Here is a 26,279-nt window from a genome sequence, read left to right on the forward strand (position 1 = left end):
AAGCAGTGTACTTATCGGGCTGAGGTACCAATTAGTGTACCGAAGAGGTGTCAACCGCGTATTTGGGTTTGGGAGCCAGCCAAATAAAGCAAGCCGCGAGTATAAAAATGGTCGCAATCGTCATAAAGAGCTGGTTAGTTGCCACCATTACACTTTGCTTTTGTACGATCCAATCAATCGCATTACGCACTTGATCTAAGCTCATTCCACTAGATTGCATGGTTTGGGTCGCCACACCATGTTGGTCGGTGAGCCCCGACAATTCAGAGTGGACATAGCGGGCATTTCGTTCCCACGCGGTATTGATCATCGAAGTGGCAAATGCACCGGACAATGTCCGAATGAAGTTCATTAAGCCTGCCGCCGATTCCATCTCACTCTCTTTGACACTCCCTAAGGCAATGGCCGTGAGCGGTACAAAGAACAACGGCATACCAATCCCTTGGAAGAAAATGGGCCAACTGACTTGGCTAAACGTCATATCTAAGTTGGCGTAACTTCGGATGAAAGTCCATAAACCCAACCACAACACACCACAAAAGACAAACGGACGAGGATCATATTTGCTCGATAAGTTGGCGATCAATGGCGCAAGAAAGACCGCTAATATCCCCATCACGGCTGTTGCGTAGCCCGATATTGTGGCTGTGTAACCCATGTAAATTTGTAACCACAAAGGCGTGATAACAGAGATGGAAAAGAACGCGCCAAAGGCTAATGAAAGTGTGACCATACTGGTGCTGTAGCCTCGATGGCGGAACACCTTCAGCGCGACAATTGGGTTACGTTCGGTCAACTCCCAAATGAGGAAAGAGACGAAGCTAATTGCGGCCACAACCGCTAAAGCCACGATGCGTGTTGATTCAAACCAATCATGGTCCTTACCTTCATCGAGCATAATTTGCAGCGCACCGACCCAAATAACCAAGAGGATTATGCCAATAACATCAACGGGTGTTTTACTGGTTTTAGTTTCAAATTTACGCAAAATGCGCCAGCAAACGATCCCAGCAATAATGGCAAATGGCACTTTGCAAAAAAAGATGTAAGGCCAACTAAGTTGGTCACACAACACTCCTCCCAATATTGGGCCCATGATCGGAGCCACTAAGGTTGTCATACTCCAAATACCAATGGCCACATGACCTTTGTTTTTCGGGAAGATACGCATCATCAGTGTTTGCGACAGAGGCATCAATGGCCCGCCAGCTAAACCGAGAAAGACCCGAAACATCACTAAGGTCGACATGTTGGTGGCAAATCCGCACAACAGTGAAAAAATGCCAAACAAGATAAAGCAGGTAACAAACACTCTGATTGCGCCAAAACGAGAGGCTAACCAACCCGTTAAAGGCACTGAAATCGCTTCTGCTACCGCATAAGAGGTAATGACATACGTTCCTTGGCTGGTGGAAGTGCCAAGGCTACCCGCAATACTTGAAACCGAAACGTTCGCAATAGTGGTGTCTAAGATGGCTAAAAAATTAGCCATCGCAAGGCACAAGGTTCCAAAAAAGAGGGCACTACCAGTCAGTGGCTTGATGCCTTCGGATGCTTGAGTCATCTTGACACCTTAACCTTGATCGCCGCGAATATCGTAGCGAGCACGAGTGAGGTAACTCACGTCTTCTTGTGACAAAGTATCGATAGTCACTGTCATTGAGAGGCCAACTTGCAGTGGGTGGTCATGCAGATCGCGAGGATCTAACTCGATACGAACGGGGAGGCGTTGCACGACTTTTATCCAGTTGCCAGTGGCATTTTGAGCTGGGATCATCGAAAATGCAGAGCCCGTACCACCAGAAATTCCCGTAACTAAACCGTGATAGCGCACATCATCACCATGCAGATCTGATGTCACAGTGACGGTTTGGCCAATCTGCAAATCACGCAGTTCACCTTCTTTGAAATTGGCATCAACATGGATCTGGTCGATAGGAACAATGGTGAGCAGTGGAGCGCCAACGGGCACTTTTCTACCCACTTGAACTTGACGCTTTGCCACAACACCAGCAATGGGCGCATGGATGACGGTACGGGCTAAATCGACTTGTGCTTGCTGATAACGCGCGTTAGCGAGTAGAACTTCGGGGTTGGTTTCCACCGATGTGCCTTGGATCAACGCCGCGTTGGCTTTTTGGTTACCAATGGTCGAAAGCCGAGTCGCTACCGATTGATTCGCCGCGGCCTTCGCTGCATTTAAATTGGCTTGGGCTTGAGTAAAAGACGTTTGGGCGTTCGAGAGTTCTTCACCAGACACTGAGCCTGATTTTACTAGGTCTTGACGGCGAGATAAGTCCAATTTAGCACGTTCAAAATTAGCTTGTGCTACGGCTAATTGGGCTTTAGTCCGGTTTTCATCGGCCATGCGCGCTCGCACTAGGGCATTCAAACCTTCATCATTGGCAATGTAACTTTCGACTCGGCGTTTTGCCAAAGCCAGATCTGCCTCTGCTTGTATCAGCGCTAAACGTGCGTCGGTGTCGTCAAGCGTTACTAGCACATCCCCTGCATTTACCCATTGGGTGTCCACTACGTCAACTCGGGTCACAATCCCGCTGACGGCTGGTGTCACTTCTGCAATTTCTACTGAGGCATAAGCATTGTCGGTAGTGACATAGCGTGAGGCAATGAAATACCAATAAGCAGTGCAACCAAGGGCTGCGATAAGGATAACAATGGCTAAGGCGGCAAAACCTGTAATTCGATTACGGCGCGCTTGATGCGCGTGATCAGATGGTGCGTGTGTCGTGTTCATGAATAGACCTATGGAAATTAAAGTGGGGTAGAGTGGTAACCACCACCCAAAGCATGGATAAGTGCGACATCTAAACTAAAAGAGCGTGATTCCAAATTGACCAAGGCTTGTTGGCTGTTGATCAATGCATTTTCGGCTGTCAGGACATCAAGGTAAGTTGATAAGCCGCCACTGTAGCGATGGCGAGAGGTTTGGTAAGCCACGCTGGCGGCATCAACCGCTTCTTGCATTTTAGCGATACGTGCACTGAGTTTTTGGTTGCTGGTGATGGCGTTGGCGACTTCTTGCAGTGCTTGGATCAGTGTGGCGTTGTACAAGGCGACGGCTTCTTCATAGTGTGATTCTGCAACGGTCAATTGGCCTTCAAGGCGTCCACCCGAAAACAGAGGAAGATAAATCGCGGCACCAACATTGCCGGCATCATTGCCACTGTTGAATAAGCTGTTTAACCCAAATGATTGGTAGCCGATAAACGCAGACAATTTGATGTCGGGATAAAATTGTGCTTTGGCATAGTCGATGCGATTCGCCGCCGCCTGAGCATGCCAACGTGCGATGGAAATATCAGCGCGGTGGCCGAGTAATCCTAGCGCTAAGTCATCGGGAATACCGATCGCGGTTGAGAATACCAAAGCAGGTCTTGATAGTGACAATCCACGGTCCGGCCCATTGCCAAGTAACGCCGCAATCGCGTTTTTTTGTAGCGCAATTGCTTCTTGAATACTCAGGAGATCGGCTTCGACTAAAGCGGCGGTTGAACGTGCTTGGCTGACGGCCACTTGTGTCTCAAGGCCATTGTCATAACGTTTTGTCAGTAGATCTAACGTGTGATGTTTGATGTCTAGCGCCGCAGTTGCAGTGTCTTGATTGGCGTATAAACGCGCAAGCTCAATGTAGTGATTAACCACGGAAGTGGAGAGAATCAGCGCTGCAGATCTTTGTTGCGCTTGAGCGGCCGCATAATCGAACTGAGCGGATTCAATGAGCGCCTTATTTTTGCCCCAAAAATCAAAATCGTAAGAAAAATCTAAGCCGACAGATCCATAATCATTCCAATTTTCTGGGGGCATATACGCTTGGTAGGCGTAGCTGACTTTGGTTTCAGACGCAGAAGCGGCCATACCCACATTGGGTTTATTCAACGCGCCCGCTTGCTGCGCCATACCTTGCGCATATTTCAAGCGTGCTTGCGCTACTTGCATATCAGGTGAACTGCGCAAGGCTTCATTTACTAATGCATTGAGTTGTGCGTCGTCATAGCGTTGCCACCAGTGATCGTTTGGCCAGTCAATCGCCTTTAGCTCATTTAGCGCCTGTGCATATTGAAAGTGTATTGCTAAATCTTGAGAAGGATCAGCAAGATAAGAGGGAGCAGAACAGGCTGAGAGTAAGACGATATTAAGTATCGAGAACACTCGCAGATGAATAGGTCGCCCTCTAAGGGTGAAGTGAGCACGGCGATGAATTTTCAATGTAGTTTCCTTATAACTAAACTGTACGGTACAGTTATATGCTTGACAAGGTTTCGCTGTCAAGGGAAAATCAAAAGCTACAAATTAGAAAGTAGTGGTAGTTATGCGAGTTAAAAGTGAAGAACGTCGACAGGCTATTATCGATGTGGCAAGAGAAGAATTTATAAAGCAAGGATTTACCCGAACCTCTATGTCTGGTATAGCGAAAACCGTCGGTGGTTCAAAAGCGACGCTGTATAACTATTTCAGCTCTAAAGAGGAAATTTTCCTTGCCGTAATGGAATCTACCGCTGCCGAGCTGCGAGCGACCGCGTTCCAAACACTATCGACAAATAAACCACTCAAAGAGACATTGACCACATTTGGTTACCACTATCTCAAGTCAATTTTGTCGGCTGATCTCACAGCAATTCGCAAAATGGCCCTTTCAGAAGCAGAACATTCAGATGTTGGCCGTTATTTTTATCACAATGGCCCACGTAAAGGATGGCTAGAAGTGAGTCACTTTCTGCGCTCTTACATCGAACAAGGGAAATTGCGTGAATGTGATGAGTGGATAGCGGCAAGACAGCTGAAAGTGTTGCTTGAAGCTGAGTTGTTAGAGCCGTATGAACTTGGCGTTATTGCAGCACCAAGCAAAAATGAAATTGAAGCGGTTGTTACAAGGGCTGTTGACACTTTCGCGCTGATTTACGCTAATTGCTGATTAGGATCATCGAGTTCCTCCATCTTTTAGATAGGGAGGTGGCATTGTGTGCGTTGATAGTGTGGAGAATATGATTATTGGGGCTGATAAATTATTTTTGGGAATTTTTGATTCAGACAAAATCAAGAAAATCGTTTTCTAAACTCTCGCGGTGTTAATCCCACAATATTAATGAAGGCCTTTCGACACGCGCTGATATCCTCGTAACCAACCTGATTTCCTATCCACTCAAATGAATGTTGTGTGCTTTCCAAGTAGTTACACGCACTCTGTATTCTAAGACGCTGCAAATACTGATTAGGGTTATAACCTGTAGCCTTTAAAAATCTTCGTTGCGTCGTACGTTCGGTAAGGTTTGCTTGCTTTGCTAACTGCTTTATAGACAACGATTCAGCATAACTCTGATGCATTATTTGTTGGATCGAAACAATCGCCATATCACCATGATAGAACGAAGGATTGAATTGTTGGTAGTAACTCTGTGCTCTCTGTGCTGTGTCGATAACCAGCGTTTTACCAAGTTGACGCACAACTCTTGGAGATGCATATTTGGCGATCAACTCAAACCCTAGATCTAGCCACGACATCATCCCGCCCGCCGTAATTATGTCACCGTGATCGACCAATATCTTATTGCTATTAAGCGTAATACTAGGAAACATTTTGGAAAATGTTTCTGCTAACGCCCAATGAGTTGTCACTTCTCTTTTACCAATTAAGTTAGTTGCGGCCAAAATAAATCCCCCCGCACAAGCAGATGATAGAACTGCACCTTTGGAATACTGCTTTCTAAGCCATTCAATAAGTTTGGCTTCAGGGACCAAGTAGTAATCATCTATTGAAGCAGGCGGTAGCAAAACAACTGTAAAGCTATCCTCTATAAGCTCATCATGCGAAATAATGACTGGTTCAAATAAGACCTCAATCCTTTGTTCCCAACAAACTCTGCTTGCAAGCAAAAACATCTCTTCAAGACCGTAAACAGCGGACTTCAATACTGAAGGATACTCGCAAATTCCAATCGTAATTTTTAGCATGTCTATCTCTGAATTTGTCGTTTTTAACCTCTTTTATGTCATTTTAGCCTCTAAAAATAATGCAGCAAGTTACTCATAATTTTTCTGAGCCAAAACTTAAAAAACAGGATTTGAAAATGGGTAAAAAAGCATTGCTTGTAATTGATATACAAAACGACTATTTTCCTGACGGAAAATTTCCTTTGTGGAATACAGATAAGACCCTGAGCAACATTAAACAGCTCATTACTAAAGCCAACGCACAGCATGTTCCTGTATTCCTTATTCAACATGTATCTTCTGCACCTCAAGGAATGGCACCTTTCTTTGAAGAAGGAAGTGACGGTATGAGAATTCACTCTGAAATAATGTCAATATGCCCTGATGCTGAAATTATCTGTAAACAGCACGCTGATGGTTTTCATCAAACTAATCTAGAAAAATCACTAGGAAAGCTCGATGTTGATGAGTTGCTGATCTGTGGAATGATGACTCAGAATTGCGTTACGCATACGGCAATATCAAAGAAAGCGGAAAAATATAAAGTCTCCATTATTGGAGATTGTTGTACGGCTACAGATAGAATGATTCATAACATAGCGTTAAATGCGGTATCAATTCGAGTACCTTTATTGGCTTTTTCTGAAGTGTTATAGAAGTAAACTGCCACAAGAAATGTATCGAGAATTCACTGGTATAATCTACCCGTAAGCTTTCTACCTAAAAACTTTGAAACACAAGCCATTTCAGTCAGTTGTTATGTTGGCTGAATTGGTTCGTATTTTAGGCAGCTTAGCGCTCATCAATAATATTGACGAAGGGAAACGTTGAGCGCAGACTCCGCTCGTTTGTGAGTTCAGTTCGTGTTTGATTATTTTGGAGTTTGTCTTAATGTTCACCCTTCCTCCCGTCGTGATGACTATTGGGCTTTTGTTGATCAGTAACGTATTTATGACCTTTGCTTGGTACGCTCACTTAAAAGATCTCAGCCACAAACCGTGGATTATTGCAGCGTTGGTCAGTTGGGGAATTGCCCTGTTTGAATATCTCTTCCAAGTACCCGCTAACCGGATTGGCTATACGGTATTAAACCTTGGTCAATTGAAAATATTGCAAGAAGTGATCACCTTATCGGTGTTTGTGCCTTTTGCATTGATCTACATGAAAGAGCCTTTCAGGCTTGATTTTGTGTGGGCAGGGCTCTGTTTGCTTGGCGCGGTGTTTTTTATTTTCAGACCGCAAATCCTCGAAGTACTTGCGAAAAGTATTGGCTGATTGCTGGTGAGTATTTGGCAGGCGACCAATATTTAAGAGGCAAATGCCGGATAAATAAACTCGTAAAAAAAGCCGTTGTGTGGGAAACGGCTTTTTATGGGATTATTCGCTGAATTTCTTAAAAATAATCGAGGTGTTGATGCCACCAAAAGCAAAGTTATTGCTCATTAGGTATCGCACATCCAGCTCACGTCCTGTGCCTGTAATGTAATCAAGATCGCCACATTGCGGGTCGATGTTATCTAGGTTAAGGGTTGGATTAAACCAACCGCTGCGCATCATTTCTAAACCCAACCAAGCTTCAACCGCGCCACATGCGCCCAATGTGTGACCAAAATAACTTTTCAACGAGCTGATCGGCACTTTACCCAACGCGTTTGCGGTGGCGTGACTTTCTGCTATGTCTCCCCGGTCGGTCGCCGTGCCGTGAGCCGAAACATAGTCAATTTTATCTGCACTTAAATTGGCATCACGCAGCGCCATCTCCATACAGATTTGCATGGTGTCCATTTGTGGTTGAGTGACATGGGCGGCATCGCAGTTGCTGGCAAAACCGATGATTTCTGCGTGAATGGCGGCACCGCGTGCGATGGCGTGTTCATACTCTTCAAGCACTAAAGTTCCTGCGCCTTCACCAATTACTAAACCATCACGCTGAGTATCATACGGGCGTGGGGTGGTTTTTGGCTGGTCGTTTTTGAGGCTAGTGGCAAATAAGGTATCAAATACGGCCGATTCGGTAGGGCAGAGCTCTTCACCACCGCCCGCCACCATTACGGTTTGGTAGCCGTGTTTGATCGCTTCATACGCGTAACCGATGGCTTGGCTACCAGACGTGCAGGCGCTACTGGTTGGAATGACGCGGCCTTTGAGCCCGAAAAATAGGCCTACGTTCACCGCGGCAGTGTGAGGCATCATCTGCACATAAGTGGTGGCGGTAATGGCTCGAGTGGTTTTTTCGTTGAGCATGACACCAAACGCACCGATGGCATCGGTACTGCCTGTTGATGAACCATAAGCGATACCGGTTTGGCCATTCGTCAGCACTTCATGACCAATTAAGCCTGCTTGCAGCAGCGCATTTTCGGTGGCAACGGTCGCCAGTTGTGACACGCGGCCCATACCTCGGACTTGTTTACGTTTGTAGTGGCTAGGCAGTGTAAAGCCCATTATTGGCGCGGCGAGTTTAGTGTTTAAACCCTCATACTGCTCATAGGAAGGCATATATTGAGTGGCATTTTCACAAGCTCTGAGTTTTGGCTCAATACTGGCCCAGTCATTACCAAAAGCAGTCACGCCGGACATGCCTGTAACGACAACGCGACGGGTCATACTAAGCCTCCATTAACCGAGATAACTTGGCGAGTAACATAAGCGGCAATATCAGACATTAAATAGCTCACAAGGCCTGCGACTTCTTCGGGTTCACCCATGCGGCGTAAAGGAACTTGTGGCAGTGCGTGCTCTTTGACGTGCTCATCTACCATGCCGGTATCGATTAAACCCGGAGCAACACAGTTGACGGTGATTTTGCGCTTAGCCAGTTCAAGCGCGAGCGATTTGGTCGCGCCAATCACGCCAGCTTTAGCGGCGCTGTAATTGGTTTGACCTCGGTTGCCCGTGATGCCCGACACCGATGCTAAAGTCACAATGCGCCCACCTTGGCGTTTTTGCACCATTGGCATCACACAAGGGTGGAGGACGTTATAAAAGCTGTCTAAATTGGTGTGAATTACACCATCCCATTCTTGTTCTGTCATGGCGGGAAACGCCGTGTCACGAGTAATGCCCGCGTTATTGACCACGCCGTAATAAGCGCCATGTAGAGCAATATCGGCTTCTAATACTTCGCGACACTGAGCTCGGTTGCTGATGTCAAATTGAATCAGTCGGCCTGAACCACCGTTTTGCTCGATGGTCGCTAGTGTTTGCAGGGCACCTTGTTGGTCGCCCATGTAGTGGACAGCGATGGCAAAACCATCTTTGGCGAGCGCAATCGCAATCGCTTTGCCTATGCCTTTACTCGCACCAGTCACTAATACGTGTCGGGTCATGCTTGACTCCTCATTTTCATTTCTTCTAATTTTTGTTCTGATGGCACATACACATTTAATTGGCATTCGGCCAAAAGCTGGTGTTGGTGCTCGATTCTTGCCTTAAACACGGCCATGCCATTGTCTTGCATTAGCTGTTCAGCGTAGATATCGAGCGTTTGCCCTTTCAAGAATGCAGCGCACAGCGCGCGATAACGGCGACTGCCGAGCAGAAAGCCAATCGGCGGTTGAATGCCTTGGACAAGTGAGTGATACCCAGACCACGCGGCAATGGCTTGTGCCATAAACTCGATACCGACATAGGCCGGTATGCTTTGTGTCGCCGGGTCAAAAAACAGGTGGTGCGATTCAATATCCACTTGGCAGTGGATAGATTCGCTCTGTACCTCAAGCGCGCGGTCAATCAAAATCATCGGCGCTTGATGAGGCAGCAGTTGATTAATTGCAGGAAGCTTTGTCATTAACGTAACCAAAAATGAGGCTAATATTGTTGCCACCAAAAGCAAAGGAGTTGCTTAAAATGGCCTTGTTTTCTAAATATTGAGTGGTTTCCACTAGCGTAATATCGATGTCTGGCGCTTTGTTAGCACAGCGCTGAATGGGCAAAGGCAATTGGTATTGCAGTATGTGCCAAGCAATGGCGGCTTCGGTTGCACTGGCCGCGCCGAGCGTGTGTCCAGTGAGTGGTTTGGTTGAACTCACCGCAACGTGCTGGCCAAAAACGCGGAAAATCGCTTTACTTTCCATGCTGTCATTGAGCGGTGTTGCGGTGCCGTGAGCGTTGATATAGCCGATATCATTGGCGGTTAATTTGGCATCTTGCAGCGCGTTACGCATCGCCTGTTCTGCACCGTTTCCATCTGGGTGGGGCGCAGAAATATGGTGTGCATCGGAACTGTCGCCTGCGCCCAATAGCGCAATGGCGTGAGCGTGTTGCTGAGACGGCGTTTTACCCAGCAGCATAAAAGCGGCAGATTCACCAATGTTGATGCCATCTCGCTGTGCATCAAACGGTTTACACAAACGTTGAGACAATGCCTCTAAACCGTTAAAACCATTGAGTGTTAAGCGGCACAAAGTGTCGGCACCACCGACAATCACCGCATCAACCAACCCAGCATTAAGCATTCTTTTGGCGGTGATAAAGACGCGGCCACTGGACGAACAGGCGGTCGAAATGGCGTAGCAGGGGCCGCTTATTGCAAAATAGCGAGCGATAAAATCACTGCAATTGCCTAATTCCTGTTTGTAGTAGTGGTAGTCGCTTGGGAATTCGCCCTGCTCTAACTTGTGGGCGAGTGCGATTTCGCCATCAGCAATGCCGGACGTGCTCGTGCCAACCACCACTGCGATGCGATCTGCACCATAGGTGGCAATCGCGTGGCGGACACTTGGTTCGATTTGTTGCAGTGCCGATAAAGCCAGTTGGTTGTTACGCGTATTGAACGCACTTAGATGTGCTGGGATTTCTGGTAGTGGCTCACTCACTCGGCCTACGATGGTTGCGGTGCCAGTATTGAGCGACGTGCAGTCAGCCACCATGTTGTCACAATAGCCCTGCGCTAAACTTTGGTGAATGTGCGACGAGTCTCTCCCCATCGCGCAGTGAAAACCGCAGTCTTGGACATAAATAGGTGAGCGAGAATCAACAGGAGAAGTCGAGGATGAGTTCATGATAGCTATCTACGGTTGTGTGGGCGGCAAAGGGTGCTGGGCACTGAGCGTTGTAATCGTAATGGTGTAATTCAATAATTGGTTGTGGAAGCGAATATCGCCCTTCATCGAGAAGGGATGTTGATAATCAATAACAATTACTGTTTCACCCAGTTCATTGATGAGTGTTCGTCTATTCTTATCATCAATGATTTGCCACTTTACCTTATTTAACGGGGCTTCCCAAGCATTTCGCGGCCAGAGCGTGATCATCAGGTTAAAGAGTATCTGTTCGGGCTTCGGCAAGGTGTTTTCTAAGCCAGTGAGTACGCTGGTCTCAATAGTATCTTGCTGATAATTGAGCGATAAAATCCTCGTTCCCCAAGATGAAAACCCTGCCAGCACAATCTTGTCATCGGTGACCTGCAACTGGACCGGAAGCTGTTGGTTATGCTGGCCGTTATCATCTTGCCAATGGGCGCTGATCAACTGACTTGCCGTGACTTGGTACCCAAGTTGCGCAGGTTTGGGCAGAGTAACGAATGTGTTGGGGCTAATTTCTACCTGCGTGGAGGCTTGGTTTGGCACTAAAGAGCAGCCAGACAACATCAGTAACAGCAAGGGCAGCGCACGGCGTATTCTCATCATCATAGTTTTTCCTCATGCGCTTTCATGGCGGCAGGTTGTGATTTGATCGCCATTGGTGAAAGCAACCAAGCCACGAAAATGCCGCTCAGTACTGTCAAACCAAAACTATGGATGGCGTGAGTTTGGCTAAGAGCAAGCAGACCAAACGAGAGCAAAGTCGTTAGTGCCGAAAGGGTTATGGCAAGCAAGGTGCTGTGACTGCGGGCTTGTTCGGCAAAAAAGAGCGTGTAATCAATACCGATACCTATCACTAATACCAGCGCTAATAGATTGAATAAATTGAGCGTAGAGCCTGTTGCGACGGTGACGGCTAACCCAGCGATGCAAGCAATAAGCGAAGGTAACATAATGCGAATGCTGTGCTTCACGCCGTAGCGCCAAATAGTGAGAGCGCTGATCAAGGTCAGAGCCAGCGCAATTAACTCCATCACTTTAAGGCGATACTGCCCAAACAGGGTTGAGATCTCTTCGGTTTTATTCAAATAGGCGTAGTCGCTATTTTGCGCCGCAAACTGCTTAATTACTGCTGCTTGGTGAACCTCTTTCAACAGGACTACCGCCGCCACTTTTTGCTCAACTTCACCTAAATAAAGAAAGCGCAGCGGCTGGGAAACATCATGGGCTAAATAATGCGCCAGTGTCATGGGCAAAAATGACGCTTCCAGTTTAGGAGTCGAAGATAGTTTCAGCGTGTGAGCCAGTACTGCGCCTTGGTTTGCGTACAGTGCTTCAACCAGTGCGTAGTTTTCTTGCTGACGCTTAAGCGAGCTGATGTTTTGACTTAAACTTTGGTAGCCAGAAAGTACGCCTTGTTGTTGCCATTGTGAAAATTGCGTATCTAATTTTTCTAACTGCTGCATTAATGCTTCATTATCGTTGGCACTGACGACCAACATTTGCTGTGATGATTGAATACCAGTCAAGGTGCTGATTTGCAGCTCTTGCTGTTTCAAGTCGCTAGGCATGGCTTGTAATTGTCGAATGTCGTCGTTGTAGTGCACTTGCGTCAGGGCAAGACTGCTGATGAACAATAACGCCGTGGGTAGGCCCCATTTAACCCATTGCTTTTGCCAAAGCGCAAACCATAAGGACCAATAAGTGAGGCCGGGAAGCGTTCTCGATGAACTTGGTTTTTTGGCCAAAATCGGATACCAAGCCACGACCGTCGCGTAAGCGGCAACGAGCCCCAAGGCGGAAAATAGCGCTAACTGTTGTAAGCCGGGGAAAGGGGCGACCAGTAGACCGAGATAGCCAATTAAACTGGTGATTAACCCTAAGGTAATGGCCGTCAGAATATGCTTTAGTCCTTGCACGCTATCCCAGTGTTCATTTGCGGCAAGGCGATCGGTCAGGTAGTGAAAGGCGTAGTCGATTGAAACGCCAATCAGGCTGGCCCCAAACACTAAGCTAAACAGATGGATCTGACCAAAAAACGCGGTGGTGATCACCATGGCAACCACTAACCCAACGGATACCGAGAGCAGTGCCAACAGTAAAGGCATGGCACTGCGAAAAACCAGCATCACCAACAGCACAATTCCGAGTAATGAGAAAAGGCCAATAGTGCTGATTTCTGACTTGGCACTTTGAGTACCAAAATCGGCGTAAAATAAAACACCAGTGTGATAAATGTCCGCACCGAATTGTTGCTTGATGCGTTGTTGCCATTGAGCAATATCGGGCACCACTTGTTGCGCTTTGAAACTGTATGGTGAGTCGTTGAGCTGCGCGGTGATCAACACGTATTTTTGGCCTTGATACTCGCGGGTTAAGTATCCATCTTGCAAACGAAAATGAGACGATAGCTGGCTAAGTTGTGCTAAGTAGTCGCGAAATAGCAGAAAAGGGTCGTGACTGAGCTCTTGCCCTGTTACCCCAGAAAAAGGGTTATATAGGGCTTGCACCACGGTTTGCACTTGTTGTTCGGGATGTTGACTGAGCTGATTGCGTTGCTCGCTGGTGAGCAGTTGTGCTCGATGTTGAAAGTAGTAACTGGCCCAAGCGCTCTGTTGAGTGGCATCGATTTTCCCAATCACATCCTTGAAATAGCCACTCTGCTTGAGCTCGCTTTCTAGCGCTGTAACGGATTTGAGCCGGTCAGCCTCATTGGGCGCAGTGACAATAAAGACCACCTTATCGCTCATACTGGCAGTGACTTTTTCAAACGCTTGCTCGGCGAGCACACTTTGCTGGTTGACCGGCAGTAGCTTAAGGATATCTGTCTCGATCGGTGAGGCTGCTGAAAAGAACCACTGCTTGAGTAGTAAGCCAAGACAAAGGGTCACAAAAGCCAACCAGAACAATGCCAGCCGGTTCGATTTAGAAGTTAAACTGTGCTTGCTCAGCATGGGTTAAACGCTCTGGCTGGTGGTTTTGGTTAGTAAACTGAATCTCGGTTTTGTCGCCTCGCACTTCTTGCAGGATCAAACCATCAATGTCATCTCGCCCCGTTAATGTTATCGAGGTAAACACCGAGCTCAGTGGCGCATTTCTCGGCGTTAAATTTAACTGCCACTGGCCATCTTCGCTGTGCAGCGTCATCGTAAATTGTTCATTCAATTGCTGCGTGTCACCATGAAATACCGACAAAAAGAGATGGCTGAAATAAAACGCCATTGGGTTCTCTTTTTCGGTAATCACCTGTGGTGTTTGGTTAGCAAAAGTTTGGCGAAGCTTGTCTTGAGTTAGCACCAAATTAACTGGAAATGGTGAGTTTTGTTGCCAAAGTAAGCCATTTTGTTTATCGAGCAAGAATTTCCCGGCTGACGACAGTGGTTGTTCGAACATCTCAATATGGCGGAGTTGAGTAAACTCTCCGCGTACGATCTGGTGTTTCGCCAACTGCGCTTGCAGTGAGGCAAGGTCGGTCACCTGTGCCCAGAGTAGGGGCGAAAATAGGGCTAAAGTTAGCCATAGAAAACGGCGCATCATAATTTCCCGTAGGTATGCCAGTGCTGCACTTTGTCGGTAAATAGCGTTGGGGAAGCGAAACACATCTCTTGGGTGTCGATGCGAACCGCTACTTGAGTGGTGTGTGCTTTACACATTCGTTGCCCGGTCTGGCTATCAAAAATCATGTAGTCAACACGCAAGCGATTTTCCCATTCTGTCAAGGTCGCTTTGACTCGAATCGTATGGTTGAACGGGATCGCTTTCACGTACTTCACGTGGGTATCAATCACCGGCCATAGGTAGCCCGACTGAGTCATCGCGTGATAGCTGTAATCAATTTTTTCCATCAGCACGCGGCGTGCTTCTTCAAAAAAACGAAAATAATTGCCGTGGTAGATAACGCCCATTGGGTCGGCATCTTGAAACGAGGTGACTAAAGTCACCTCACTTTCCAATGGATGAAGTACATCGCTCATCGCGCTTCCTAGTAAAGTGTCCAGTGGCGTTGTTGAATGCGGCTAATAAAGTGGCGCAAATCATGTTCTAGCGGACGATCTTCCACCACAAAGTCAAACTCTTGTAACACGGCTAAGCGCATCTGCTTGATATTGTGACTCATGTGTTGCTCATCCAGCTCATGATGACGTTTGCGCAATTCTATTGCTTGGGTCGCTGCCAACAGCGAGGCGGCCGCCACTTGTTCTGTCAGTTCAAGCACACGTAGACAATCACGTGCGGCAATGGTTCCCATGCTGACTTTGTCTTGATTGTGACACTCAGTCGAACGTGAAAAAACGCTGGCAGGCATGGTATGTTTCAAGGCTTCGGCCGTCCACGCTGAAATGCCGATCTGCACGGCTTTAAAGCCGTGGTTGATCGGTTTTCTTTCGCCTTCTGCGCCAGTTAAGTTAAACGGTAAACCGTTGTTGAATTTGTAATCCATCAATTGCGCCATTTGGCGATCGAGCAAATCGGCTAGGTTAGCAACCTGTGTTTTTAAGGTATCCATTGCCATGGCAATGTGGCCGCCGTAAAAATGGCCGCCGTGCAGTACGCGTTCATTATCGCCATCGATGATGGGGTTGTCGTTGGCACTGTTGAGCTCATTTTCAATCAGTTGACGTAGCCACGGCAGCGCATCTTGCACTGTGCCAATCACATGAGGTGCGCAGCGCAATGAATAGCGATCTTGCAGGCGATCACTGTTGCGAGGTGGGCGCTCTGCTTGTAAGTCATCACGTAGCCATGCTGCGATTTGTTGCTGGCCAGGATGCGGCTTGACGGCAAATAGCGCGGCATCAAAATGGAAGTCGTTACCCTGAATACCGACAGACACCATGGCGGTAATTTTGGTGCAGAGTTGAGTTAAATACTCGGCGCGTTTATAGGCTAAACAGGCCAAAGCAGTCATGACTGATGTGCCGTTCATCAGCGCTAATCCCTCTTTTGGTTTTAGCTTGATCGGGCGAATACCCAGCTCGTTAAACACATCTTGAGTTGGGCGCATCTCATCTTTATAAAGCACGTCGCGCTCACCAATCAGTGTGGCCGCGAGGTAGGAGAGTGGCGTTAAATCGCCGCTTGCCCCGACCGAACCTTCTTGTGGAATACGAGGGGCGATATCGTGGTTGATCAAGGTGACTATTTGGTTAAGTAGTTCATGGCTCACACCAGAGACACCTTGCGCTAGTGAACACAAGCGTGTTGCTAATACTGCGCGAGATTGCTGATGGCTTAATACCTCGCCTAAGCCACAGCCGTGAAAGCGAGTCAAATGCAGTGGTAATTGGTCTACTAGATTCGGTGGAATGGCAACGGTGCATGAATCACCATAGCCGGTGGTTACACCGTAAATCACGCCTTCTTCTTTTAAAAGGCGTTCTAGAAAAGCGACGCCGCGATCAATTTTAGCGGTGAATTCCGCTGAAGAATTGAGGTTGGCCTGCGCGCCTTGCGAAATCGCGACAACATCTTCAATGGTGAGGCGATCGACGCCAAAAGTTATGCGGTTATCTGTCTGAATCATCATGCTGCTGTTTACTTAGAGTCCAAAAGTTGAAAAAGTTATACCACTGCAGTGGAGCTTGCAGTGTGTAATGTTCCAGCCGATCAGCGTAGCGTTGTACTACCTGCGCTAGCGCCGCTTGTCGCTCTTTTCTCGGTAAATCTATGTTGTCGCTAAAGTGCTCGAAATAGACGTTAAAATGTGGAGTTTTAGAACGTTCGTCTCTTAAGCCAAACAAAAGGTAGACGGGAGCTTTCAACACCGAGGCCAACATAAAAGGGCCTTGTGGAAACGGCGCGGGTTGGCCTAAAAAATCGGCCCATACGGCTCGGGTCTCTTTGCTGGTGGACGTTCTATCTCCGACGATCACCACCCATTCTCCCTGCTCTATTTTCTGTTGAAGCAAAATAGCGGTATCGGGGCCCAAACGGCTCACTTGAATGAGGTTCAGTTCTGAGTTGGGATTGATCGCTTTCATTACCGCATTGAAGCGTTCGGCGTGCTCGGTGAAGACTAACGCATTGATCTTAATATGAGAATGCCGACGTCCCAGAGCGCGGCACAGTTCAATATTTCCAAGGTGAGATCCTAAAAGAAGCACACCTTGTTTTCGTTTGGCTAAAGTTTGGAACGATTCTTGACCATGAATGGTCAAATTTTTTACCGAAAAATCGCCTTTCCATGCCGCCAATTTATCCAGCATAGTGTGGCCAAAAGAGAGCAGATGGTTATAGCTAGAGAGATGATTTGGCAGCGTGATTTGGCGACGGTTTGCGTAGCTTCGTAAGTGCTGTAAATACTGTTCAGAGGCTTGGCGAGCTTGTTTTCCGGTAAGGTAGTAATAGCTCATTACAAGTTTCAGCATCAGGTTAAAAATCGGTCGCCCGAGTAGGCTATATACCGCCAGTAACGCTTTAATACCCAGAACCGTTCCTCGTTCTTGACGCTTTGACCAGTGCTGGTTTGGCTCTGCGCCACTTTTGTTGTGCCTGCTTTGGTTGCGTTTCAGCAGTTGAGGAATACGCGGTAACATGCCAAAAAATAATTTGCTGTGCATCCAACTGATTTTGACGTTATCCCATAGTGTATCGAAATGAGAGACGCCTCCTTCAGGATAAATGACGCGAGTTTCCACAAAATCGATATCGACCCCGTGCCAATACATGCGAACTAAGATTTCGATGTCGAAATCCATGCGCGTGCCGATCTTATGGTTATTGAGCACCTCAACGGTGAGGTCTACAGGATACGCGCGAAAACCACACATACTGTCTTTGATCGTAAAGGATAGCGTTTCAATCCAAACCCAAATATGCGTTGCGTAACGGCCATATAAACGCGCTTTGGGTACGCTGTCATCGTAAATCGGCTGACCAGAAATTAGGTGGTTTGGATGTTGCTTTGACGCGGCCAGTAATTTAGGCAGCGCTTGTAAATCATGTTGGCCATCGGCATCAATTTGGATGACGTGGCTAAACCCCAACTGCTGCGCTTGGCGAATGCCAGCCATTACCGCGCCACCTTTTCCTTGGTTTTGTTCTAGGGTAATGAGGTGAACATGTGTTTGCTGGGCGACGTTGCTCAACGCCTGTTTTGTTTGCTGATTGCTGCCATCATCAACCAGTAAAATGGGAAGTTCAAATGCGCTGAGTGATGAGACCACTTCTGCTACTGTGCTGCCGTGGTTGTAGCACGGAATTAAAAAACAAGCTTGATAATCAGCCACAGATTTCACCCAACTTCATTTTTCCTGATGAGTGAATGATGTTTAAACCCTCACGCTGCGAACTATAACTAAACGCGAGTTTCTGTTTTTCCTCATCCCAACTTAATGCCAGTTGAACGGTCATGTCTGGCAAGATAGGTTCTTGGAATTTGATCACTTCCATACCTTGAAAGCTTGTGGGTACAGATAAGTATTCTCGTGCATAGCGCAGTGCCCAATCGATTTGGGTAACGCCTGGCAGCAATGGAAAATGTGCAAAGTGTCCTGAAAAATCAATAATGTCGGCGTCAACGCGCAGCGTCAAATTCACCGTGTGAGGCTGAGTTTCAGCACATAATAATGTGGGTGTTCTTTTGGCCATAATCTATTGGGCTTCGTTATTTTTATGGTTGGAATAGTGTTTCTAGTTCAGCAACAAGGCGCTTACCTTGGCTGTTGAGAGGGATCTCTTTTACCACTCTAAAGCGTCGAGGTACAGCAATAGGTTCTAACCATTGGCGCAGTTCAGAGCGCAGCAACAGCCAGAACTTCCCCTTTCCAAGTTGAGCTAATTTTTCAGTGCCGCTGGCTGACAGTACAATCGCTGAGATTAAGATCAAACGTTCACCGTCTTGCTGTGGTAACACGGCTGTTTCACTGATCCACGGCAGTTGTTCAATACGCTGTTCCACTTCAACCAGTGAGATCCGTTTTTCTTCGATTTTGATGATGCGATCGGTGCGACCTTTCAAGGTAAAGTGCCGTTGGTCGGAAAACTCACATTCATCGGCTGTTTGATACCAATGATTCGGATCAATATGTGCAGAGCGCAAGGCTAAGCAGTGCTCGCTGTTAAGTCTTGCTTCAACGGTAGGAAAAAGCTGCCATTGCTGCGTTGCACTGTGCTGTTGCCGAAAAGCGATGCCGCCAGTTTCCGTACTGCCATACACTTCGATAGGTCGTTGCCCAAACAGGGTTTTTGCGTGACAAGAAGCAGAGTAGGGAAGTGGGCCACCGGAAGAAAACAGTGTGCGCAGTGGGCTTGGCTGGTGCTCTTGTGACAAGCGTTTCAATAGCGCAGGGCTACTGATCAGCGCAGTATCCGGATGCGCATGTGCGGTCACTTGTTCTGGAAATTCCAAGTTATGGCGGGCAAATGCTCGCCCTGCACACAGTGGCCATAACACACGAAATAGCAGCCCATAAATATGTTGATGAGAAACCGTACTTTCCACTTTTGCACCAATGAGCTGTTCGCCCCAAAGCTGCTCTAAAATGGCGATTTCAGCTTCAAGCTGCCGCAGTGTTTTGATGATAGCCTTAGGCTGACCACTGGAGCCTGACGTAAACAGCGTCACGGTTTGTGTCTCTAATGAAAGTGGTGCAAAACAAACGGCTTCATCGCGCATGTCGTTGGGTAGCGCTAAATGGTTAAGAGAGAGAGTTGGCGTTGAATTGGGTATTGTTATTGCCTCATCACACAGCAACAACTCAAAGTGTTGGCTCAGTTCTGCCAGTGCCGCAGGTTGATAATTACCGGGCAGAATTAATGATTTTTGCGTGTAACAGACGGCGAAAAAACCGACGGAGAACCGATAGCTATCGCCAGCACACAGTGCAATATGATGTTCATTTCGCGATGCTAATTGCCGGCTTAGTTGGCTGACATCGGCGACAAAGTTTGCCCAGTTAATGGTGTTATTGAGGTCAAAAGCAACACAATGCGAATCGTTTCTTGGTGAGGAGAGTAACGTTGCAAGCGAGCAAAAATCGGGGTTGCCGAAAGTCATAGCGTACCTAGCCTTTGCGAATCCTTTGCCTTACTAGCCATTCCGTTACAAAGAGGCTGCCAGCAAGGAGATAACTGATCAATCCGTTATACAACGTCCAGATCTCGATAGATTGGAAGCAGGTATAAAGTGCGATGGCTCCATTCATGATGAAGTAGAGGCACCACACTTTAGTGACCGTGCGTGTGTACTCAATGCCACTTTGAGGAAGTTCAGGCTCTTGCAGTCTCGCCAGCCGTTCAATCACTGTTTGCGGTTGCGTTAGGCTCAAGGCAAAAAGAGCCCAAAGACATACATTAACCACAACAGGGTAAAACAGTAGCCAACCATGCTGCTGAAAGAGCATCCCCAAAGTCACCAAAGTGATACCAACGAACCCACTAAGCCAAGCCAGTTGCTTCAGTTCTTGAAGCTTGGCTTGCCAACCAGAAAGAATTCTTAAAGCAAAAATAGCGGCTAAGAAGCCCCCTATAGCTTGCAAACCAAACTGATTAATCCCGAAGTAGACCGCGAGTGGGTAGGTAAGCAGGACGATTGCAGACAAAATCGTCAGCAATCGCCGCATTAGCTTTCCTTAACAAGTTCAATAACCGATTCCACCACATCATTGACGGTGCGAACGGTTTTAAACTCTTCAGGCTTGATTTTTTTGCCAGTCACTTTTTGTAAGTGAACGACAAGATCTACAGCATCAATACTGTCGAGATCGAGATCTTGATAAAGGTGAGCATCTGGTTGAATATCGGCTTCATCAATTTCAAATAGTTCAACGAGAGCTTCTTTAACTTGATCAAATACTTGTTGTTGGTTTACTTCTGTCATAACGCTATCTATTTATTAGTGGCTAGTTTGAGATGAAATATAATTTGCTAAGTTTGCCACTGATGCAAAGTGTTGGCGAGTATTGGAGTCATCAGCGTCAATGACGATATTATACTTCTTTTTAATGGCCAAACCGAGCTCTAAAGCATCGATAGAATCTAAACCTAACCCATCACCAAAAAGTGGTGCGTCAGTTTCGATATCGTTAACTGAGATATCTTCAAGATTTAGTGCGTCGATAATGAGCTGTTTTATTTCTGTGTGTAGTATTTCCACTTCAACCTACTTATATAATGTTCTAGCCGTTTTGAACAAAACCTTGATATACACTTCCCCACTTAAAGTTGCAGCGGTGTTGGCTACGTTCGCTCACCCCAATCATATCGTTATCTATACGGATGGGGACTTACTCACTTTCCGCTTCGCTGCAACTTGACGTTATGGGTCGATAACTTCAATAGTTTTGTCATTTCTGGTTATTGTTTTGGGGGAAAATCACCTCTGCAAGGTGGCGATTTAAACGTCGTGCTGCAGTGGTGGGGTTATCAGCACCTTCAATAAAAGGTGTGACGGCAACTTTACCCTTTATCTCCACATGGAAAAAGGGTTTGGTTTTAGGAACTTGGTACCACTTTTGCTCTTTTGTGAGAAAACTCGGAGAAACGGTAATATGTACGATGCGTAAGTCTCTTTGAGTTCGGATTGCGATTTGCGCCGCACCGCGCTGCAATTTGGGTTTAACGCCGGGTGTGGTTCGCGTGCCTTCAGGGAAAATCAATAATACGTTTCCGCGACTCATGCGTTCCTCGCACACATTTAACAAATCATCAGGTGTTTCATTTGGGATATAACCTGCGGCTTGAACAATCCGTTTCATAAAAGGATTGGCCCAGACAGCTGACTTAACCAAGCAATCGCACTGATGAAGTTGTGATGCAATGAGAACATAATCAATTAAGCTTGGATGATTGGCGATAATAAGGCAGCTTTTATCCTGTTTTAATAGTTCTGCGTTGGTTATTTTATAGTCGATGGCACCTGTTAATTTCATCAACTTACAAAATATATTGAATGAGTTTTGGATTGATTTTTGAACTTTATATTCTCGACGATCTGTTTGCGATGAAAATAATGCAATCAGTGGGATAATAATAAAACTCAGCGTTAATCCGCCTAAACCAAATATAAAAAAACAAAAACCTGTAGCAGCAATACGCCAGTAGCGGTTGAACTCTAACATTTTCGTTGCCATTTCCAAGCGCTTTGCGAGCCCTCAATGATCCATTCAGATTTTTCTGACAAATAGTGGTGAAGAAACGACAATGCTTGAGGCTGTTGTGGCTTGGTATCAGACATCTGCATAGAGAGCGTAAAATCTGAACCGTGAGACAGGGTTAACCCTAAGGCATAGCCTTGAAACTGCCACTCTTCGTATTGTTGGTAGTCGCTAGGTAGTGGCTCATCAAAATCAACCAACAGCACTTTGTGACTAGGGTGCTCATTTAGATAGAGCCAAGCTTCTAATATGGCACTTTGAAATGTGTTTTGTGCTGCTGCAATCGAGGTTAACGGGATCGGTTGTTTTGAAGCGATGGTTGCTAGGCCTGCCGCTGTATTATGAACAGATTGTGAAAACGCCATTGGTGAGGCTTCTTCGCCAATCAATATCGACTTCACGATTTCAACGCTACGATGAAGCTCGCCATGACGACATGAAAATATCATGTAATCAATATGTTGTGATTCTATAGCAGTCAGTGCAGTCTGCACGGCTAATTTGCTCAAACTACTCATTCTGCGGCGCATCATAGGAGGAATATGGTCTGTGTTGAGCGTATTATCGTCAGGCCAAATATCTTCTCTTGCCCAATTTTGCCAATCAGAAGGGTGAGATAAGCCTGCAGAATTTGCAACCCAAGTATCAATATTTAACGTGATTATTTGCTGTTGATTTGACATAAGATATTGCATTGTTTTTGATAGGGTTAAATACTATGGCACAAGATTATTCTTCGCAACTATAAACGTTTGTATCCTTGACTTAAATATTGATTTTTAAGAATTGAGTCGAACTTAGATTAAGTGTTTGGATATTGTTCACAAATTAAAGTTAGGTTTTAATGTGTTAAATCAAAAAATAGATCCTTATAACGCTTTAGAGGCAAAAACCGAAGCTCAAAAATTATCTTTTGCCCCCATCGTTTTTCATACGGCGCGTACATTACGTGACTTAGGCATATTGGCTGCATTAGATAATGCTGGCGAAAAAGGTTTAAATGCGGAACAAATTGCTCAAGAAACGAGCGTGTCAGAGTATGGCGTTAAAGTATTGCTCGATATGGCCATCAGTGCCCATATTGTTTTATGGGATAAACCGAATTATTCATTGGCTAATCTAGGCATTTTTTTGCTGCATGATGGGATGACGCAAGCCAATATGGATTTCACGGCAGACGTTTGTTATGCCGCCATGATGCACTTAACCGAATCGATCACCGAAGGCAAGCCTGCTGGTCTGAAAGAACTCGGCGATTGGGATACCATCTACCAAGGTTTATCGCGTTTGCCCCAGCAAGCTAAAGACAGTTGGTTCAAATTCGATCACTTCTATTCCGATCGTTCTTTTCCTATTTTGCTGAAAGAAGTGTTTCGTAAAAAACCGAAACATTTGGTCGATATTGGTGGCAATACGGGTAAATGGGCACTGCAATGTTGTCACTATGATTCAGACGTTGAAGTGACGATTGTGGATCTGCCACAACAGTTGGAAATGGCGATGGCTAACGCGCAGCAACAAGGTTTTACGCAGCGTATTCATCCTTTTCCAGCCAACATGCTCGATAAAGAACAACCGTTACCAAAAAATGCGGACGTGTGGTGGATGAGCCAGTTTTTAGACTGTTTTTCGCCAATGGAAATTTTGAGTATTTTAAAACGCGTTCGCGCCAATCTTTCTGCATATTCGACGGTTTATATTTTGGAACTGTTCTGGGATTCACAGAAGTACGATGCGGCTTCTTATAGCCTCAATGCCACCTCTTTGTATTTTACCTGCCTTGCAAATGGTAATAGTCGCTTCTATCGCAGCGAAGATTTCTTAGAAATCGTTCAAGCAGCAGGATTACAGGTGATCAAACGGACCGACAATATTGGCCTTGGCCACACCTTGTTAGAGCTAAAAGCCCAAGCTTAATTAAAATCGATGCGAGTCAATTCATGAATAAAGAGATAACTCAAGTTGTTATCATTGGTGCGGGCCCTTCGGGTTCGACTGCCGCGGCATTACTCCATGCGCAAAACATACGTGTGTTGGTTATCGAAAAAGCACTTTTCCCACGCTTTTCTATTGGCGAAAGCTTATTACCTGCTTGTATGGAAGTGATAGAAGCGGCGGGAATGTTGCCTGATGTTATGCGTGCGGGTTTTCAATATAAAAATGGTGCAGCCTTTCGAAAAAATGGTGTATACGCTCAGTTTGATTTTACCGACAAATATTCGAATGGGCCGGGAACCACTTTTCAGGTACAGCGTAGTCAATTTGATAAAGTATTAGCGGATTCTGCTGTTAAGCAAGGGGTTGAAATTCGTTATCAACATCAACTGACGAATATCGAATTTGAAGAGAATAAATCACAATTATTGGTGACGGATCAACACGGCATAACGTATCAAATTGAAGCCGACTTCGTGCTGGATGCCAGTGGCTTTGGCCGAGTATTGCCTAAGTTACTCGGTTTGGAAGAGCCATCGTGTTTACCTCCGAGAAAAGCCATCTTTACCCATATCATTGATCATATCTCCCCTGAACAACCAGACTACGACCGAAACAAGATACTGATCTCCGTCCATCCGCGTAATCCTGACGTATGGTACTGGCTCATTCCTTTTTCTAACGGCACATGTTCATTAGGTGTTGTCGGTGAACCGTCGTTTTTTGACGGCTATCCAAGTGATAAAATTGCGGCGATCCAGCAGTTGGTGAATGAAATGTCTGAGCTGGCAGAACTGCTTTCGAAGTCCGAATATCCTAATCCTGCTGGTGAGCTAGGCGGCTATTCTGCAAATGTTAAGCACTTGGCCACGGTAAATTATGCGTTATTAGGCAATGCTGGTGAATTTTTAGACCCGGTGTTTTCATCAGGTGTAACGATAGCCATGAAATCGGCTCAGTTAGCAGTGTCTTGCGTTGTACGCCAACTAAAAAACGAAAGTGTAGATTGGCAGCAAGAGTATTCTCAGCCATTAATGGTCGGAGTGGATACGTTCCGCACTTATGTGGAAGGTTGGTACAACGGCATGTTACAAGAGGTGATTTTTTACCAAACGCCCAATCCAAGAATAAAGCAGATGATTTGCTCTATTCTTGCAGGATATGCTTGGGATCGTAGTAATCCTTATGTCGCTGAGCATCAACGACGCTTATCAAGTTTAGCTGAAATTATTCGTACTTCATCTCATTAATAATATCCGCACCGAAATTATGTTTTGGTGCGGATATGCATCTCACATTCTAATTTTATGGGTTTATTCTCTTGTAAGATTATTCCTACACTACATTAACGTGTTGATAAATATGTATTTTAACCAGTTTTGTTCTGATGCCCTATTCTTGGCAATGACGAGCAGGATCGTTAAACTAGTTGGATATTGGAATCAATATCACGAGAATGAATTTGTTACGTATCTACTTGCTGTTAATTTTAGCAATTAACTTACTTTTTAATACTGTTTATGCCGCCGATTATTTATCAGATTCGGAACGTACCTATTTAAAAGCAAAAAAAGTCATTGTAATGGGTGTATTGTCTGAACCTTGGCTACCTTATTGGGGCGGCATTGAGAATACAATCGGTATTCAACATGATTATGCGGTAGGGATAGGAAAAGAGCTTGATGTCAAAATTGAATATCGTAGCTATCAATCGATAACTGATCTTGTTGCTGCTGTGCATGGTGGTGATGTGGATTTTGCTATTGGTTTTAGCAAAACAAAAGAGAGAGAAAAAAACATTTTATTCAGTTTGCCACTCTATAATAACCTACGAGTGATTTGGCTAAGGGACAAAAAATTAAATCAGCAAGATATGCATCATTTGAAATGGGTTTGCGTACAAGGTTCATCTTATTGTGAAACATTAGAGCAGAGCCATTACCCACACATATTACTAGCACAAAGTTTCTTAGAATCAGCAGAAATGATGAAGCAAGGTTTAGCCGATGCAACGATAACCAACTATATATCACTCAACCATTATATCAGCCCTAATTCTGGATATGACGGTGAGATTATTGCAGATGGTCGATTAGGTGTCGAAATAAATAGAATCATTTTGCCGATGGGAAATAATGAATTAAAAAACATTTTTGATAAACTCATTCTTGCTGAAGCAACAGGAAATACAGCTAATAAGATAGACTCGACTAATATTTATTTTTTGAATAATAAAGACAGCCTAAAATTATTAAGTCAAGAAAATAGCAAT

Annotated in this window: 27 protein-coding genes; 6 read left to right on the forward strand and 21 right to left on the reverse strand. The window is 45.8% G+C overall.

Features of this window, described 5'->3' with window-relative positions:
* Positions 1-31: 31 nt before the first annotated feature.
* The 3 genes from AACQ42_RS02075 to AACQ42_RS02085 are packed head-to-tail and all read right to left on the reverse strand — an operon-like array spanning position 32 to position 4,224.
* A complete protein-coding gene (locus tag AACQ42_RS02075) occupies positions 32-1,564 on the reverse strand; it encodes a DHA2 family efflux MFS transporter permease subunit (RefSeq protein WP_094165999.1) in 1,533 nt (510 codons plus the stop codon).
* 9 nt (positions 1,565-1,573) lie between these two features.
* Positions 1,574-2,758: an HlyD family secretion protein gene (locus AACQ42_RS02080; protein WP_094125463.1), complete on the reverse strand. Its 1,185-nt coding sequence runs from the start codon at positions 2,756-2,758 to the stop codon at positions 1,574-1,576.
* 17 nt (positions 2,759-2,775) lie between these two features.
* Complete coding sequence (locus AACQ42_RS02085; RefSeq protein WP_129532830.1) at positions 2,776-4,224, reverse strand: efflux transporter outer membrane subunit; 1,449 nt, start codon at positions 4,222-4,224, stop codon at positions 2,776-2,778.
* Positions 4,225-4,333: 109 nt separating this feature from the next.
* On the opposite strand from AACQ42_RS02085, the gene AACQ42_RS02090 reads away from it, so the two are divergent.
* Positions 4,334-4,936 carry a TetR/AcrR family transcriptional regulator gene (locus AACQ42_RS02090; RefSeq protein WP_047687917.1) on the forward strand — a complete coding sequence of 201 codons (603 nt, stop codon included), beginning with the start codon at positions 4,334-4,336 and terminating at the stop codon, positions 4,934-4,936.
* Positions 4,937-5,058: 122 nt separating this feature from the next.
* On the opposite strand, the gene AACQ42_RS02095 is transcribed toward AACQ42_RS02090, so the two are convergent.
* Positions 5,059-5,973 (reverse strand): GlxA family transcriptional regulator, encoded by a 915-nt coding sequence (locus AACQ42_RS02095; protein WP_088732688.1) that lies wholly within the window; start codon positions 5,971-5,973, stop codon positions 5,059-5,061.
* Positions 5,974-6,089: 116 nt separating this feature from the next.
* Between AACQ42_RS02095 and AACQ42_RS02100 the strand changes: the two genes are divergently transcribed.
* Together AACQ42_RS02100 and AACQ42_RS02105 are read left to right on the forward strand one after the other, a co-directional pair.
* The gene (locus AACQ42_RS02100) at positions 6,090-6,608 is read left to right on the forward strand and encodes a cysteine hydrolase family protein (RefSeq protein WP_088732687.1); all 519 of its coding nucleotides are present in this window, start codon (positions 6,090-6,092) and stop codon (positions 6,606-6,608) included.
* A 235-nt stretch (positions 6,609-6,843) separates the two neighbouring features.
* Positions 6,844-7,227, forward strand: coding sequence for a DMT family protein (locus AACQ42_RS02105; protein ID WP_017045134.1), 384 nt, complete (start codon positions 6,844-6,846; stop codon positions 7,225-7,227).
* A gap of 102 nt (positions 7,228-7,329) precedes the next feature.
* Here the strand turns inward: AACQ42_RS02105 and AACQ42_RS02110 are convergent, their stop codons facing one another.
* The 17 genes from AACQ42_RS02110 to AACQ42_RS02190 all read right to left on the reverse strand — a co-directional run bounded on the left by AACQ42_RS02110 (position 7,330) and on the right by AACQ42_RS02190 (position 22,767).
* The gene (locus AACQ42_RS02110) at positions 7,330-8,559 is read right to left on the reverse strand and encodes a beta-ketoacyl-ACP synthase (RefSeq protein ID WP_094166001.1); all 1,230 of its coding nucleotides are present in this window, start codon (positions 8,557-8,559) and stop codon (positions 7,330-7,332) included.
* Positions 8,556-9,281, reverse strand: a complete 726-nt coding sequence (locus AACQ42_RS02115) for a 3-ketoacyl-ACP reductase FabG2 (RefSeq protein ID WP_017045136.1) — start codon at positions 9,279-9,281, stop codon at positions 8,556-8,558. The genes AACQ42_RS02110 and AACQ42_RS02115 overlap by 4 nt, the downstream gene beginning before the upstream one ends.
* A complete protein-coding gene (locus AACQ42_RS02120) occupies positions 9,278-9,742 on the reverse strand; it encodes a hotdog family protein (protein ID WP_094166002.1) in 465 nt (154 codons plus the stop codon). The genes AACQ42_RS02115 and AACQ42_RS02120 overlap by 4 nt, the downstream gene beginning before the upstream one ends.
* Positions 9,720-10,955, reverse strand: coding sequence for a beta-ketoacyl-[acyl-carrier-protein] synthase family protein (locus AACQ42_RS02125; RefSeq protein ID WP_094166003.1), 1,236 nt, complete (start codon positions 10,953-10,955; stop codon positions 9,720-9,722). Before AACQ42_RS02125 ends, AACQ42_RS02120 begins: the two co-directional genes overlap by 23 nt.
* A 9-nt stretch (positions 10,956-10,964) precedes the next feature.
* Entirely contained in the window at positions 10,965-11,585 is a 621-nt protein-coding gene (locus AACQ42_RS02130; RefSeq protein WP_094166004.1) for a DUF3261 domain-containing protein, read from the reverse strand.
* Entirely contained in the window at positions 11,582-13,930 is a 2,349-nt protein-coding gene (locus tag AACQ42_RS02135) for an MMPL family transporter (protein WP_094166005.1), read from the reverse strand. The genes AACQ42_RS02130 and AACQ42_RS02135 overlap by 4 nt, the downstream gene beginning before the upstream one ends.
* Positions 13,902-14,513 carry a LolA family protein gene (locus tag AACQ42_RS02140; RefSeq protein ID WP_094166006.1) on the reverse strand — a complete coding sequence of 204 codons (612 nt, stop codon included), beginning with the start codon at positions 14,511-14,513 and terminating at the stop codon, positions 13,902-13,904. The genes AACQ42_RS02135 and AACQ42_RS02140 overlap by 29 nt, the downstream gene beginning before the upstream one ends.
* Positions 14,510-14,950, reverse strand: coding sequence for an acyl-CoA thioesterase (locus AACQ42_RS02145; RefSeq protein WP_017050416.1), 441 nt, complete (start codon positions 14,948-14,950; stop codon positions 14,510-14,512). Before AACQ42_RS02145 ends, AACQ42_RS02140 begins: the two co-directional genes overlap by 4 nt.
* An 8-nt stretch (positions 14,951-14,958) precedes the next feature.
* Entirely contained in the window at positions 14,959-16,503 is a 1,545-nt protein-coding gene (locus tag AACQ42_RS02150; protein ID WP_094166007.1) for an HAL/PAL/TAL family ammonia-lyase, read from the reverse strand.
* The gene (locus AACQ42_RS02155) at positions 16,484-18,214 is read right to left on the reverse strand and encodes a glycosyltransferase family 2 protein (RefSeq protein ID WP_094166008.1); all 1,731 of its coding nucleotides are present in this window, start codon (positions 18,212-18,214) and stop codon (positions 16,484-16,486) included. Before AACQ42_RS02155 ends, AACQ42_RS02150 begins: the two co-directional genes overlap by 20 nt.
* Complete coding sequence (locus AACQ42_RS02160) at positions 18,198-18,566, reverse strand: ApeI family dehydratase (RefSeq protein WP_017045145.1); 369 nt, start codon at positions 18,564-18,566, stop codon at positions 18,198-18,200. Before AACQ42_RS02160 ends, AACQ42_RS02155 begins: the two co-directional genes overlap by 17 nt.
* Before the next feature lie 22 nt (positions 18,567-18,588).
* Positions 18,589-19,974 carry an AMP-binding protein gene (locus AACQ42_RS02165; protein ID WP_094166009.1) on the reverse strand — a complete coding sequence of 462 codons (1,386 nt, stop codon included), beginning with the start codon at positions 19,972-19,974 and terminating at the stop codon, positions 18,589-18,591.
* Positions 19,975-19,981: 7 nt separating this feature from the next.
* Entirely contained in the window at positions 19,982-20,539 is a 558-nt protein-coding gene (locus AACQ42_RS02170) for a hypothetical protein (protein WP_094166010.1), read from the reverse strand.
* Positions 20,539-20,796, reverse strand: coding sequence for an acyl carrier protein (locus AACQ42_RS02175; RefSeq protein ID WP_013856486.1), 258 nt, complete (start codon positions 20,794-20,796; stop codon positions 20,539-20,541). The genes AACQ42_RS02170 and AACQ42_RS02175 overlap by 1 nt, the downstream gene beginning before the upstream one ends.
* 15 nt (positions 20,797-20,811) lie before the next feature.
* Positions 20,812-21,072 (reverse strand): phosphopantetheine-binding protein, encoded by a 261-nt coding sequence (locus AACQ42_RS02180; protein WP_019282451.1) that lies wholly within the window; start codon positions 21,070-21,072, stop codon positions 20,812-20,814.
* Between the two features lie 190 nt (positions 21,073-21,262).
* Positions 21,263-22,036, reverse strand: a complete 774-nt coding sequence (locus tag AACQ42_RS02185; protein WP_170898898.1) for a lysophospholipid acyltransferase family protein — start codon at positions 22,034-22,036, stop codon at positions 21,263-21,265.
* Entirely contained in the window at positions 22,030-22,767 is a 738-nt protein-coding gene (locus AACQ42_RS02190) for a beta-ketoacyl synthase chain length factor (protein ID WP_094166012.1), read from the reverse strand. The genes AACQ42_RS02185 and AACQ42_RS02190 overlap by 7 nt, the downstream gene beginning before the upstream one ends.
* Before the next feature lie 115 nt (positions 22,768-22,882).
* Here AACQ42_RS02190 and AACQ42_RS02195 point away from each other — a divergent pair, with 115 nt between their 5' ends.
* The 3 genes from AACQ42_RS02195 to AACQ42_RS02205 form a co-directional block, all read left to right on the forward strand.
* Entirely contained in the window at positions 22,883-23,989 is a 1,107-nt protein-coding gene (locus AACQ42_RS02195) for a class I SAM-dependent methyltransferase (protein ID WP_013856490.1), read from the forward strand.
* A gap of 23 nt (positions 23,990-24,012) precedes the next feature.
* A complete protein-coding gene (locus AACQ42_RS02200) occupies positions 24,013-25,257 on the forward strand; it encodes an NAD(P)/FAD-dependent oxidoreductase (protein WP_094128866.1) in 1,245 nt (414 codons plus the stop codon).
* Positions 25,258-25,436: 179 nt separating this feature from the next.
* Positions 25,437-26,279 (forward strand): transporter substrate-binding domain-containing protein (locus AACQ42_RS02205; protein WP_254918591.1); only part of this gene is annotated, 843 nt, incomplete at its 3' end.

The sequence above is a fragment of the Vibrio sp. V12_P9A6T4 genome (assembly GCF_963874835.1).
Taxonomy (GTDB): Bacteria; Pseudomonadota; Gammaproteobacteria; order Enterobacterales; family Vibrionaceae; genus Vibrio; species Vibrio anguillarum.

Coding starts and splice junctions, on each gene's coding strand:
- AACQ42_RS02200 (WP_094128866.1), top strand. CDS start 24,013: ATGAATAAAGAGATAACTCAAGTTGTTATCATTGGTGCGGGCCCTTCG.
- AACQ42_RS02190 (WP_094166012.1), bottom strand. CDS start 22,767: ATGCAATATCTTATGTCAAATCAACAGCAAATAATCACGTTAAATATT.
- AACQ42_RS02185 (WP_170898898.1), bottom strand. CDS start 22,036: ATGTTAGAGTTCAACCGCTACTGGCGTATTGCTGCTACAGGTTTTTGT.
- AACQ42_RS02110 (WP_094166001.1), bottom strand. CDS start 8,559: ATGACCCGTCGCGTTGTCGTTACAGGCATGTCCGGCGTGACTGCTTTT.
- AACQ42_RS02095 (WP_088732688.1), bottom strand. CDS start 5,973: ATGCTAAAAATTACGATTGGAATTTGCGAGTATCCTTCAGTATTGAAG.
- AACQ42_RS02075 (WP_094165999.1), bottom strand. CDS start 1,564: ATGACTCAAGCATCCGAAGGCATCAAGCCACTGACTGGTAGTGCCCTC.
- AACQ42_RS02145 (WP_017050416.1), bottom strand. CDS start 14,950: ATGAGCGATGTACTTCATCCATTGGAAAGTGAGGTGACTTTAGTCACC.
- AACQ42_RS02160 (WP_017045145.1), bottom strand. CDS start 18,566: ATGGCCAAAAGAACACCCACATTATTATGTGCTGAAACTCAGCCTCAC.
- AACQ42_RS02175 (WP_013856486.1), bottom strand. CDS start 20,796: ATGACAGAAGTAAACCAACAACAAGTATTTGATCAAGTTAAAGAAGCT.
- AACQ42_RS02150 (WP_094166007.1), bottom strand. CDS start 16,503: ATGATGATTCAGACAGATAACCGCATAACTTTTGGCGTCGATCGCCTC.
- AACQ42_RS02105 (WP_017045134.1), top strand. CDS start 6,844: ATGTTCACCCTTCCTCCCGTCGTGATGACTATTGGGCTTTTGTTGATC.
- AACQ42_RS02170 (WP_094166010.1), bottom strand. CDS start 20,539: ATGCGGCGATTGCTGACGATTTTGTCTGCAATCGTCCTGCTTACCTAC.
- AACQ42_RS02090 (WP_047687917.1), top strand. CDS start 4,334: ATGCGAGTTAAAAGTGAAGAACGTCGACAGGCTATTATCGATGTGGCA.
- AACQ42_RS02080 (WP_094125463.1), bottom strand. CDS start 2,758: ATGAACACGACACACGCACCATCTGATCACGCGCATCAAGCGCGCCGT.
- AACQ42_RS02140 (WP_094166006.1), bottom strand. CDS start 14,513: ATGATGCGCCGTTTTCTATGGCTAACTTTAGCCCTATTTTCGCCCCTA.
- AACQ42_RS02120 (WP_094166002.1), bottom strand. CDS start 9,742: ATGACAAAGCTTCCTGCAATTAATCAACTGCTGCCTCATCAAGCGCCG.
- AACQ42_RS02135 (WP_094166005.1), bottom strand. CDS start 13,930: ATGCTGAGCAAGCACAGTTTAACTTCTAAATCGAACCGGCTGGCATTG.
- AACQ42_RS02165 (WP_094166009.1), bottom strand. CDS start 19,974: ATGACTTTCGGCAACCCCGATTTTTGCTCGCTTGCAACGTTACTCTCC.
- AACQ42_RS02100 (WP_088732687.1), top strand. CDS start 6,090: ATGGGTAAAAAAGCATTGCTTGTAATTGATATACAAAACGACTATTTT.
- AACQ42_RS02130 (WP_094166004.1), bottom strand. CDS start 11,585: ATGATGATGAGAATACGCCGTGCGCTGCCCTTGCTGTTACTGATGTTG.
- AACQ42_RS02125 (WP_094166003.1), bottom strand. CDS start 10,955: ATGAACTCATCCTCGACTTCTCCTGTTGATTCTCGCTCACCTATTTAT.
- AACQ42_RS02115 (WP_017045136.1), bottom strand. CDS start 9,281: ATGACCCGACACGTATTAGTGACTGGTGCGAGTAAAGGCATAGGCAAA.